9 protein-coding genes are annotated in these 11,031 nt (G+C 46.3%); 6 read left to right on the top strand and 3 right to left on the bottom strand.

Annotated elements, in window-relative coordinates; all coding sequences use genetic code 11:
- Nucleotides 1–265 precede the first annotated feature (265 nt).
- Together PMG25_RS08965 and PMG25_RS08960 are read left to right on the top strand one after the other, a co-directional pair.
- Entirely contained in the window at nt 266–679 is a 414-nt protein-coding gene (locus PMG25_RS08965) for a XisH family protein (protein WP_283766556.1), read from the top strand.
- Nucleotides 667–1,002: a XisI protein gene (locus PMG25_RS08960; RefSeq protein WP_283754639.1), complete on the top strand. Its 336-nt coding sequence runs from the start codon at nt 667–669 to the stop codon at nt 1,000–1,002. Before PMG25_RS08965 ends, PMG25_RS08960 begins: the two co-directional genes overlap by 13 nt.
- A gap of 222 nt (nt 1,003–1,224) precedes the next feature.
- On the opposite strand, the gene PMG25_RS08955 is transcribed toward PMG25_RS08960, so the two are convergent.
- Nucleotides 1,225–2,268: a serine/threonine protein kinase gene (locus PMG25_RS08955; protein ID WP_283766555.1), complete on the bottom strand. Its 1,044-nt coding sequence runs from the start codon at nt 2,266–2,268 to the stop codon at nt 1,225–1,227.
- 159 nt (nt 2,269–2,427) lie between these two features.
- On the opposite strand from PMG25_RS08955, the gene PMG25_RS08950 reads away from it, so the two are divergent.
- The 3 genes from PMG25_RS08950 to PMG25_RS08940 are packed head-to-tail and all read left to right on the top strand — an operon-like array spanning nt 2,428 to nt 5,455.
- Nucleotides 2,428–4,542 (top strand): hypothetical protein, encoded by a 2,115-nt coding sequence (locus PMG25_RS08950; RefSeq protein WP_283766554.1) that lies wholly within the window; start codon nt 2,428–2,430, stop codon nt 4,540–4,542.
- Nucleotides 4,543–4,550: 8 nt separating this feature from the next.
- Nucleotides 4,551–5,036 carry a hypothetical protein gene (locus tag PMG25_RS08945; protein ID WP_283766553.1) on the top strand — a complete coding sequence of 162 codons (486 nt, stop codon included), beginning with the start codon at nt 4,551–4,553 and terminating at the stop codon, nt 5,034–5,036.
- A 38-nt stretch (nt 5,037–5,074) separates the two neighbouring features.
- Nucleotides 5,075–5,455, top strand: coding sequence for a hypothetical protein (locus PMG25_RS08940; RefSeq protein ID WP_283766552.1), 381 nt, complete (start codon nt 5,075–5,077; stop codon nt 5,453–5,455).
- A 37-nt stretch (nt 5,456–5,492) separates the two neighbouring features.
- On the opposite strand, the gene PMG25_RS08935 is transcribed toward PMG25_RS08940, so the two are convergent.
- Together PMG25_RS08935 and PMG25_RS08930 are read right to left on the bottom strand one after the other, a co-directional pair.
- Nucleotides 5,493–6,086: a lipase family alpha/beta hydrolase gene (locus PMG25_RS08935; RefSeq protein ID WP_283766551.1), complete on the bottom strand. Its 594-nt coding sequence runs from the start codon at nt 6,084–6,086 to the stop codon at nt 5,493–5,495.
- A 161-nt stretch (nt 6,087–6,247) separates the two neighbouring features.
- Nucleotides 6,248–8,311, bottom strand: coding sequence for a thioredoxin domain-containing protein (locus PMG25_RS08930; RefSeq protein WP_283766550.1), 2,064 nt, complete (start codon nt 8,309–8,311; stop codon nt 6,248–6,250).
- 87 nt (nt 8,312–8,398) lie between these two features.
- On the opposite strand from PMG25_RS08930, the gene PMG25_RS08925 reads away from it, so the two are divergent.
- The gene (locus PMG25_RS08925) at nt 8,399–10,939 is read left to right on the top strand and encodes a CHAT domain-containing tetratricopeptide repeat protein (protein ID WP_283766549.1); all 2,541 of its coding nucleotides are present in this window, start codon (nt 8,399–8,401) and stop codon (nt 10,937–10,939) included.
- Nucleotides 10,940–11,031: the final 92 nt, after the last annotated feature.

Raw genomic sequence — 11,031 nt, 5'->3', positions numbered from 1 at the left:
TTTTCTATGGGTTTATGCCCTCTCCCTATATCCCTCTCCCACGGGAGAGGGACTTATTTCTCCCCTTCTCCTGCGGGAGAAGGGGCTGGGGGATGAGGGCTTTTCTATGGGTTTATGCCCTCTCCCTTTCATGTCCGTAGGAAAATCCCTCTCCCGTGGGAGAGGGACTTGTTCTCCCCTTCTCCCGTGGGAGAAGGGGCTGGGGGATGAGGGCTTTTCTGTAGGAAAGTTATAATCAAGCTAACCCTACCTCACTCAATCCACTATGGCCAAAGACCTATTTCATGATGTGGTGAAAAATGCCTTAGAAAAAGAAGGTTGGCTGATTACCGACGACCCTCTAGAAATCAAGACGGGTGGCGCGACTGTAAAAATTGACCTAGGAGCTGAACAAATCCTAGCCGCAGAACGAGATAACCAAAAAATTGCTGTTGAAATTAAAAGCTTTCTTGGCTCCTCTAACCTTTATGACTTTCACGGAGCCGTAGGGCAATTTATGACCTATCGACTTGCCCTCAAAGTAGAACAACCAGAGCGCACACTTTATCTCGCCGTCCCCCTAGATGTCTACCAACAATTCTTTTCTCTTCCCTTTGTGCAAATGGTTATTAATCAGTATGAAATTGCGTTAATTATTTATGATTCTGTTGAAGAGGTGATTGCAGAATGGAAAAAATAGAGCGCTATCGTTCCTACATCCAAGAACTGTTAACCGAACACGCTAAACCGTTTAAATCTGAGGGTGAAGCGCAAACCGAACTGGTTTTTGATCTCCAACGAGACCATTATCAAGTCGTCAATACTGGTTGGGAAAACCGCCGACCTCAGTATGGATGTCTCTTACACTTATCGATTAGACAGGATAAAATTTGGATACACCATGACGGGACAGAAATTGGTATTGCCAATGAACTGGTGGAAAAAGGTGTGCCTAAATCCGATATTGTTTTAGCCTTTCGCGAACCTTTGATGCGTCCTTACACAGGATTTGCTGTTAATTAATCGGTAGATTTTGCCCTCTCCCTATATCCCTCTCCCACGGGAGAGGGACTTTTCCCCCTTCTCCCTTCGGCTTCGCTCCCTTCGGCTACGCTCAGGGCAAGCAGGACAGCGCCTGCGGGAGAAGGGGGCAGGGGGATGAGGGGCAGTTATCCCTCTCCCACGGGAGAGGGACTTATTTCTCCCCTTCTCCCGTGGGAGAAGGGGCTGGGGGATGAGGGCAACTTAACCCTGATTCTCAACTGTTTCCTCCTCTGAAGGTGTGGGTTCTATTTGAGGGGATGGAGTCGAGTTTTTCAAGCTCATAAACCCAAAATAGATACCGACAAAAACCCCGGCAACCGCAGCTAATGCCCCCAGTGCTGTCCACTTGGGAACATGACGCTCTTCAAACCAATCGAAATTGAACCGATATCCCCCCAATAGATTCAACCATGCTTTCACGGTTTGCGGTCGATCATTTCGCTTAATTGCCATGCCTTTTTCAATGGCATTTTTAACCCGGTTGGAAATCTCTTGATCAAAGTCTGCCAGGGATTTTAATGGTTTTGTCCCTTCATGTCGGTCTTTTGCGCTAGGGGGAACTACACCCGTTAATAACCAATAGAATAGGGCGGCTAAACTATAAACATCGCTCCAGGGCCCCAATTCTGCTAACTCTTTATCTTCTGTTAGATACCACTCCAGCGCCGCAAATCCATCAGAGGCAAATTTTTGAGTTTCTTCACTTAACCCATGGGACGGCGCTCTAGAAAAATCAAAGCCAATTAACACGGCTTCATCTGTTTTTTGCCGGACTAAAATATTATCCGGTTTAACATCTAAATGCACTAACCCTTTTTTATGGACAGCGATTAAGGCTTCTCCAATTTGGCGAATATAGCGCAGGGCTTCTTTTTCGGGTAAAACTCGCTGGTTTAACTTTTCTAAACTCACGCCGCAAATATATTCCAGAGGCAGACAAACCCATTCATTCCTAAAACTATCGGTTTCTGTAAATTCTTCGTCAATCAATTGCACCACATGGGGATGATCGCATTTGCTTAACTTGGTCGCTTCTCGATGTAATTTATCATTTAGTTTTTTAATTTCCTCTGACGATTTTGGCGTTCGATTTTTGTCAAACATCCGCAATGTTTTAATCACCAAACGTTCATCTTTACGATCGCCTGCCGTATGATAGGCTAACAGAGTTTGGGAAAAACGCCCCGATCCTAATACTCTTTCAACCGTATATTTACTGTTATTGAGCTTACGTTTTTCAACCATAACCCAAACCTCCCCAGCGCCCTCCAGATAACCCGTAATTATACCCCCTCTGTCTTTCTCCGTGCCTCTGTGGTTCAAATAGAATAGCGATCGCCCACTAACCCGGATTCAGATCAGTCTATAATAGGGAACACGGCTCGACCTTGGCCCTCCCCAATCATGAAAATTCGACGCAAACGAACCCTTCAAGAACCCGTGCAACCCAAAACTCAGTTGCCGAAATCTCGTCCTTGGGTCAACCGCAGCCCTCAAGCGATCGCACAGAGCGAACCCTCAGTCACCCCTACGGTGCAATCTCTACCCGTGAACACTGGGGAACTGTTGGGCGGAGTCTCCACTTTAGCGCCGCAAGAGAATTTATACCGATCGCCCGCTCCCCCCGAAAAACCCGGCGCAAGCCTCTATCCCAAGCATCTCCCTAGGCGCGATCGCACCATTTCCCCACCCCACAAATCACCCTTTTTATCAAGGAGTCGGCGATCGCCACAACCCCAATCTTCAACTCCCCCAAAACACCACCTCAACTGGGGACACCTCTCCTCACCCCTCCAACGCCAACCCGACAACTCCCCCTTACCCACACCCTGGAAACCCACCCACCTCTTGCAGCGCCAAAGCCTTATCCAGCGCAAAGACGATCCTCCAGGAGGAACAACCCCACCAACTCCCGCACCTCCAACCCACCCAGCTCCCCTACCCCCCAATCAACAAGACTCTGAGCAACAAAACCGCCCCCAACCCCCCAGCCACAAAGCTCCCGACACCCCCGATAAAATTCAGCTCCAACAACTCATTGCAGAATTAAAAGAGGCCCAAAGTCAATTCCTAGCAGAAAAAACTCAGAAAGAAAAAACCTTATCATCCCTATTAACCCCCATTGATAATTGGATTGAACGCAAAGCCGGTCAATCCGGTTATTCCGATATTTTCTATATCTATAAAAACCAAGGGCCCCTACAAAGGGCCATGATTTTATCCCAGCTAGGAGTCAGTAACTTTTCCCTAGACGAAGCCAAATCTAATCTCAAATCCAGACAACTCAGTAAACTCGGTCGTAAAGGCTTTAATTGGGCCAAATTTTCTGACGCACTGCAAACCGTCAGAGCCGTTAACCCTTGGGATGATACCTTTATCCAAGATATGTCCGAACTCGGTGGTGCAGTTGCTGCCGTTGGTTCTGCCTCCGTATCTCAGATGGCTAATCTGGTTGGAGGTCAAGCCGTCGCCGATTGGAGTAGTGAAGTTGCCTCCCTTTTGGGCGTTGTGGGCCTACTGATTACAGCCTATCGAGAATATACAGAACTTTTAGCCGATAACGATCTGGCTCTCTATAAAACTCGCGTCGGTAAGCTCGGTTCTACCCTAGCCGACATCGGCCGCTATACCAGTACCGGACTGGTCACCCTATCCAACGCAGTCGAAAAGACAGGAATACTCAACACCCTGGGAAGTGGACTCTCCACCGCAGCCGCCACATCCGCAGCCGGAGCGTTTGCCATTGTTGGCGGGGCCATTAATATCGGAGTAGGAGTTGGCCAATATCGTCAAGCCGCAAAAAATAAGCAAGAGTTAGAAGCAATTGGTAGCCGTGATGATCTCCATAGCGACCTGACCAAAGGAGCAAAATTAGGCGCAGAAAACCAAGGTTGGGATAAAAAAGCAGGTGCAGCCAAAGTTCTGAAAGGAACCGCCATGATCCTCGGTGGCGCTCTGCTATTAGCGGGATTAGGGCCGGCTGGATGGATTGCTCTGGCTGTGGCTGGAGTCATTGGTGGTACGATCGCTTTAGCCAAGTATTTTGCTTGGCGTAAGCGCAAAACCGATTTTGTCGATGAAGAATTAGGCGTGAATGAACGATATCATCGGCAGACCGGTCGAAGTGTGAAAACCGGATTTATGGCCACAAAATTGGGTTTATCTAAACAAGAGAAAGCACGAGATCAAATTAGGAATGATACTTTGAAACAGCAAGGATTTGTCAGTGCCGATCAATATTATTTCTATCGCCTGAATCAAATGGCCGGAACTATCTTAGAGAAGGCCCACGCAGAAATGCAAGTCTTGAAACAGCGAGACGATCTGCAAACAGATACGGCTAAAACAGATAAGACTAAACTGCGGGATTATCTGCAAGCCAACGATCTCGATCCGAAGCAATATCCAGGATTATGTATCTTGATTGGTTTAGGTCTGAAACTTACAGTTAAGCGAATTGTCAATAACCGATTACCGAAGCCAAGTAATGTTGTCACGCAACTCGATTATAGTAAGTAGAGGGAATTATGGAGCCTTTAGAACCTCCCGATGAGTTATTGGTGGCAATTCAAGAGAGCTTAAACACTTGGGAAATCGAAAATCAATGGATTGAGCCTACTGAAGAAGTTCCCTATTATGGTTTAATTGCTCGGTTTTATCTGTTAGAAGGTATCCCGATGGATTGGCAGTTTTGTCTCTTGCCAAAAATGCATGAAAGTGAAGAGTTTGCCACCCAAGAATTCTTACAATTATTTATTGAGTTAAGCAAAAATGTAACTCCCGAAAATCTCGATAAAACCCTTAGAGAGCTGGCCCAAATCAATTTAAACTTACCCTTTGGTGCGTTTGGAGTTGTCGAAGATTTGCAGATTCTCTACTTCAAGCACAATACCTTAATCGATCGCAGGGGAGATCCGAGCATCACCCTAGACCTACTCCAAAATCAATGGAGTATTATCCTATACAGTCTAAATTGTTTTTTTGAATCCTTAATGCAAACCCTGGAGAATTGATTACACTAGGTAGAATTGCACTCAAAACGCCTGTTCTCATGTTCACCGACATTTTCCCGTTCTCCTTTTCCCTCGATACAACGGCGATCGCCGGAACCACCCTTTGGTCTCTCGGTCTTTACTTAGGTTTTTCTCCCCTTGGGGATTGGATTATGCTGCAACTGACTCGGTGGTTTAACTTTGCCGAACGCAGTCTCTATACCTCCGTCGAAGAGTTCGAGCGCACTCGCGAAAGCCGGGAAGCGCAAAACTCCTTTTATGCCTCCCTCTTTAGTATCATCCCCTTCCTAATTGTCGGTGCTTTATTTAACTGGGCCGTAGAAGCAACATTAGGCAATAGTTGGGCCATTAGCATGGGATTATTAGCCTGTGTCGCTTGTGGAGTTTATGAACTCGGACGCAGAGATGGTCAAGAATAGGGAAATAAGCGATCGCGCTCTCTCCTGTCACCATCCCTTACAGTTGATCCATCAGTGCTTTTTCGACTGTAACTAAGGTACTCGTACTGCGTACCATCATCGCATGAGGAAAAACACAGAGTTTAATATTAGTTCCCACCGGCATGATCGAACTTTGGGCCGGAACAATGACAAAATCGTAGGGAGTCCAGAGAGAACTAAACTTCACTTTTTCTAACTGCTGTACATCTCCATTTAAATCGGCTAAAAACTGACTTCCCGGACGCATTTGTACAGCGCCAATAAAGGGGAGTAAATAAGCCATATACGTTCCATGATGGGGAGAAGCAATGGTAATAAATCGTTGAATTTTATCCAGTCCTCCTAAGCGCTGCACATAATAGCGACTGACTAAACCACCCATGCTCAAGCCGATTAAATCAATGGGTTGATCCGGGGCAAAGTTTTGATCGACATAGGTTTTAATCTGTTGAGCTAGTCGATCTAATCCTACTACTGAAGTATTGGGAACTACATCAAATCGATGCACGTCCCATCCCCGTTCTTTTAGGTATTTAACCATGCGGTTAAATACATAGGCTTTGCGAAAAATACCATGAATTAAAAGGACAGGATTGCGATGTTTTGACATAGATAGTTTTATAGCGCTTCGCGCTAGGGAATAGGGAATAGGGAATAGGGAATAGGGTTGTGGTACATGGCTTTGAGCCGTTACAGCGCTTTGCGCTGTAACTAATTAACAAATTTTTAGTCAAGGAGTAAGGTAGGCACTGCCCACCTTACTTTCCCTCATTAAGATCGGGTTTGACATTGACGCAATTGACGGTGCAATTCCTCCACGGAGGTTGCCGGTTTTTTACAGGACAGACCTTGACAAACAAAGGCGATCGCCCCTTCCGGTAATTCTGGAACGTTCTGGATCATCACCGTCGGTAAATATAACCCCTGTAGCTGCTCTAGTTGCCCTTCCATAATCCGCACTAGGGTACAGTTGCGATACCAGTCTAGGGCAGAAAATAAACTGGGACAAGCTTGAGGCGATTTGGAGAAAATGGTGCTAAAGGCAAGTAAGCCTTGTTCGGCGCGATCGAAATAATCCAGGTTTTCAGTTAAGAGGAATAAGCGCACTAAATTGGCAATGGCGATGCCATTTGCGGCAGGGGTAGCATGATCTAAATAGCTCCGTTCTTGGATAATCAAATCATCACTTTTGGTGCTGTTGTAATAACCGCCCAATTCTACACTCCAAAGCAATTGATCGAATTCGGCTTGAATTTCGATCGCTTTGGCTTGTAAATCGGGAAGCTCTAAACTGGCAGAACACCATAAACTGGCCTGCTGAATATCCAAGAGGGCTTTAATCAATAAGGCGTAATCTTCGGCTTGGGCGAAAACGTCGGGTTCACCTTCATAGTTTAGCCGGTGACAGCGACCATTTACCCATTGATTCTTTAGGAGAAAACTAGCTCCCTGAATGGCTAGGTCTAGATAATCGGGACGTTGCCAAACTTTGGCGGCTGCGGCTAACCCGGATATCATTAAACTGTTCCAGGATAAAATCATTTTGGTATCGGTTACCGGGGGGATACGTCCTGGCCAGGTTTGGGTTTTGGCTTCCTGGTTATTGCGAGCGGGTGGAAAGGTTTCGAGGGTTTTGCTAGGGCTACCATAGCGCAGGGTGAAAAGTTTGCTTAGTCCAGTTTCTAGGGTGTCTGAAAGTTGTCCTTTTTGGGTGCGCTGTAAGACGAGTTTGCCTTCAAAGTTTCCAGTTGGGCTAATATCAAACTGTTGCTGAAGCTCTTGAAATTCTTCGGGGCTGAGTTGGCTTTCTAATGTGCCATAGTCCCAGATATAAAAGTCTCCTTCTTCGGGTTCTAAGGCCGTGGATGAGGTGAAGTTATCGGCATCTTGGGCGGCCCAAAAATAGCCTTGGGGGTCGGTCATTTCCCGCTTTAACCAGGTGACGGTGGAGGCGATCGCCCGTTCTATGGCTCGATCTTGTATCCCCGCATCCCAGAGATGAGCCAGATATTCCATAATCTGACCATTGTCATAGAGCATTTTTTCAAAGTGGGGAACTGTCCATGTACCGTCTACGGTGTAGCGGTGGAAGCCTCCGGCCACATGGTCGAAAATGCCCCCCAGCACCAGGTCATAGCCCCTCTGAGCGCAAGTTTCTAGGACATCTTGGGGGGAATCACTCTCAGCAAAACGGGTGGCTCTGAGGGCAGTTTCGGCATAGGGAATCATGGGAAAACTTGGGCCCATATCCCGCGCTCTGAGGATACTGACGCTCGTGGAGAGTCCTTTCTGCAAGAGATCGTCCCCCAATTCTCCGGTTGCGGGAATGGTTGCTGCTTGGTGCAGAGCTTCGGCGATCGCCTGTTTGCGACTGGCTAATTTTTCCTGTTCCTGGTCATAAAACAGTCGCAATGCTTGCAAGACTTGTAAAAATCCGGGCCGACCATAACGGGGTTCCACGGGAAAATAGGTTCCCCCATAAAAGGGAATCCGATCTTCAGGAGTCAGGACAATATTTAACGGCCATCCCCCTTGTCCCGTCATCATTTGCAACGCTTGCATATAAATGCTATCCACATCGGGGCGTTCTTCTCGATCCACTTTAATGGGCAGAAAATTGGCATTCATATAAGCAGCAATTTCTGCATTACTAAAGGCTTCCCCTTCCATCACCGTACACCAATGACAGCTTGAATAGCCAATGGAGAGAAAAATTGGTTTATTTTCCTGTTGTGCAGTTTGTAGCGCCTCATCACACCAGGGCCACCAGTCTATGGGATTTTCAGCATGTTTTCGGAGGTAGAGACTTCTGGATTGGGCCAAACGATTGGTCATTGATCTATGATGGGTGAATACAACAGCATGTTCTGCATTCTAACTCAAATTTCGAGAAAATAAGCTTTTCTAAAGACGGAATTAATGATGATAAAATCTATCGTATCGATTTTAGTTTTTAATGCTCTGATTGTTTTTCCTTCCGTAAGTTGGGCAAATCCGATGGATCAATTGCGCCCAGTTTATGAAACTATTTTACAAACCTATCCCCAGGAATTAGAGCAAGCCCAACAATTAGGCAATCCCCTGTTTGAATTGGGGATCTTAAATAAGGCAGCAGCAGCCCATCAATATTTGGGTGACTTTGAGGAGGCGATCGCCCTCTACGAACGGGCAATCAAACTCGCCCGACAATTGGGGGATGAAGAGATGGAAGGGAGCCTTCTGTGGAGTTCATCGACTGCCCACAGTCAGCTCGGAGATGCCTATGGAATTGACTTTTTAGAATCTCAGTTAGCAGTTGCTCCTACTGCTTCGAGTCGTAAGGTGATTCTCAAATATTTGAGTTTGGCTTATTTGCAAGCTCTAGAGTATGAAAAAGTCATTTTAATGCGCCAAGAATATCTAGATATTGTGCGTCAAATTGGGACTAAAACAGAAGAGATTGAAGGACTCAATGATTTAGGATTAGCTTATTTTGCCAATCGCGACTATCGTCAAGCTGTTCAGGCCCAAGAAGAAGCCCTCACTTTAGCCAAATCGGTAGATAATGCACAACTTAAGGGCAGTATTTTAGTTCACCTAGGAATTAGTTATAGTTACGCCCAGCAACTGGAAAAAGCACTCCAGACGTTTGAAGAACTTTTAGCCGTTGGTGAAGCAACGGGAAATGAGTTTCAAGTGGATCAAGCCCTAAAAGCGTTGAGCGAATATTATACCATTGAGCAAGACTACGAGCAAGCCATCGCTTTACAACAAAAGCGCTTAAATCGGATTCGAGAACAAGATGATTTTACCTCCGAGTCTTTTGCCCTGCAAGATCTCAGTAATATTTACTATTGGTCAGGGAATTTAGAGCAGGCGATCGCGGTTCAAACTCAAGCCCTAAATCTGCTCAACCAAGGATTTGAAGAACAACAACAGGAGTTTCCTACTGCTGCTGATGCTCTAGAATTTTCTCGTCTATCTTCCCAAGCCATTGGTCAAGAACGATTGGGTTTTTTACTGCTACAAGACGAACAACTAGAAGCGGCAAAATCAAGATTTTCCCAGGCGATAAAGGGTTATGATAACCAGCGTAATAGTGTTCTCTTCAATCTAAATTTCACGAGTTTTTCTGAAGATGAACTAAAGATTTTCACCTACGATCAATCCACGGATATTTATCGCCTTTTACAGCAAATTGCCATTGAAGAAAATAAACCTCTAGAAGCGTTGGAACTTTCAGAGGCTGGCCGTGCTAGGGCTTTGGTGGATTTGTTAGTGAGTAAATTAGGAACCGATCCGAGTTCTATGGTGGCTGAACCGCCCAATATTAGTCAGATTAAGCAAATTGCCCAACGGGAAAATACGACGTTAGTGACTTATACGGTGCAGTATGAATATGGGCGGTTTTATCAACGGGGCCCTGGAGAATGGTTAACGTCCGATCTGCCAGAACGAATTGCGACTGAATTATATGTTTGGGTGATTTCTCCCCAAGGAAATATTGAGTTTCGCCAGGTTCCCCTGAATTTTAGTTTAGATGAATTGGTAAAAAAAGCACGGGTGTTTATTACCCTCACGGGGCCATCCCGTCGCCGACTGCCTCCGGGAGAACCTCTGAAAGAATTGCATGAGTATTTGATTGAACCGATCGCCGATTTATTGCCTAAAGACCCGCAGGAGCGTGTAACGTTTATACCCCAAGATGCTCTGCTTTTAGTCCCGTTTCCGGCTCTTCAGGATAGGAATGGGACGTACTTAGTAGAGAAACATACGTTAATGACTTCTCCTTCGATTCAAGTTTTAGATTTAACTCGTCAAAATCGCGATCGCAATCAAAATCAAGGAGCGAGGGAGAATCAACCCTTGGTGGTGGGCAATCCTACGATGCCGGAAATTGAGTTAGATGGGGGTAAAATTAGGGTGCAACTGGAAGATTTACCGGGTGCGGAACGAGAAGCCGAGGCGATCGCCACTTTGCTCAATACAGAACCCTTAATTGGCGATCGCGCCACCAAACCCACCGTGGTCTCTAAAATGCAAGCCACCTCGACCATCCATCTAGCCACCCATGGACTGCTCAACGATCGAGGCGGATTGTTGAGTTCCTTAGCTCTAGCTCCCACAACTGGCGATCAGGGTTTTTTGACGGCCAAAGAAATCTCCCAACTCTCCCTCAACGCAGAATTAGCCGTACTGAGCGCCTGTGACACGGGACGGGGAACGATCAATGGGGATGGAGTAATTGGACTCTCACGAGCCTTTGTCAGCGCTGGAGCAGAAGGGGTATTAGTCTCCTTATGGGCAATTCCCGATCAACCCACGGTGATGGTCATGACCAACTTTTATCAACAAATACAACAGGGAGAAGATAAGGCCAGCGCCCTGCGGCAAGCCATGTTACTGACTCAACAACAGTTCCCAGAACCTCGCAATTGGGCTGCTTTTACCTTCATTGGCATGTCTGAATCCGTCCAAAATTGAACCCAACTGGATACCTGAACGAACTGTGCGTTTTCAGAATTCAGACTCCTGAAGTTTACGCAAGTTAACGTGAATAGGAAAACCGATTTAAA

The organism is Roseofilum capinflatum BLCC-M114 (assembly GCF_030068505.1).
GTDB lineage: Bacteria > Cyanobacteriota > Cyanobacteriia > Cyanobacteriales > Desertifilaceae > Roseofilum > Roseofilum capinflatum.
The sequence above is the reverse complement of the archived record's forward strand: the minus strand, read 5'-3'. Positions and strand labels throughout refer to the sequence as shown.

What these genes read in the sequence shown, in the direction of transcription:
- PMG25_RS08945 (WP_283766553.1), top strand. Translation starts at nt 4,551, where the DNA reads ATGGAGCCTTTAGAACCTCCCGATGAGTTATTGGTGGCAATTCAAGAG.
- PMG25_RS08925 (WP_283766549.1), top strand. Translation starts at nt 8,399, where the DNA reads ATGATAAAATCTATCGTATCGATTTTAGTTTTTAATGCTCTGATTGTT.
- PMG25_RS08955 (WP_283766555.1), bottom strand. Translation starts at nt 2,268, where the DNA reads ATGGTTGAAAAACGTAAGCTCAATAACAGTAAATATACGGTTGAAAGA.
- PMG25_RS08935 (WP_283766551.1), bottom strand. Translation starts at nt 6,086, where the DNA reads ATGTCAAAACATCGCAATCCTGTCCTTTTAATTCATGGTATTTTTCGC.
- PMG25_RS08965 (WP_283766556.1), top strand. Translation starts at nt 266, where the DNA reads ATGGCCAAAGACCTATTTCATGATGTGGTGAAAAATGCCTTAGAAAAA.
- PMG25_RS08960 (WP_283754639.1), top strand. Translation starts at nt 667, where the DNA reads ATGGAAAAAATAGAGCGCTATCGTTCCTACATCCAAGAACTGTTAACC.
- PMG25_RS08950 (WP_283766554.1), top strand. Translation starts at nt 2,428, where the DNA reads ATGAAAATTCGACGCAAACGAACCCTTCAAGAACCCGTGCAACCCAAA.
- PMG25_RS08940 (WP_283766552.1), top strand. Translation starts at nt 5,075, where the DNA reads ATGTTCACCGACATTTTCCCGTTCTCCTTTTCCCTCGATACAACGGCG.
- PMG25_RS08930 (WP_283766550.1), bottom strand. Translation starts at nt 8,311, where the DNA reads ATGACCAATCGTTTGGCCCAATCCAGAAGTCTCTACCTCCGAAAACAT.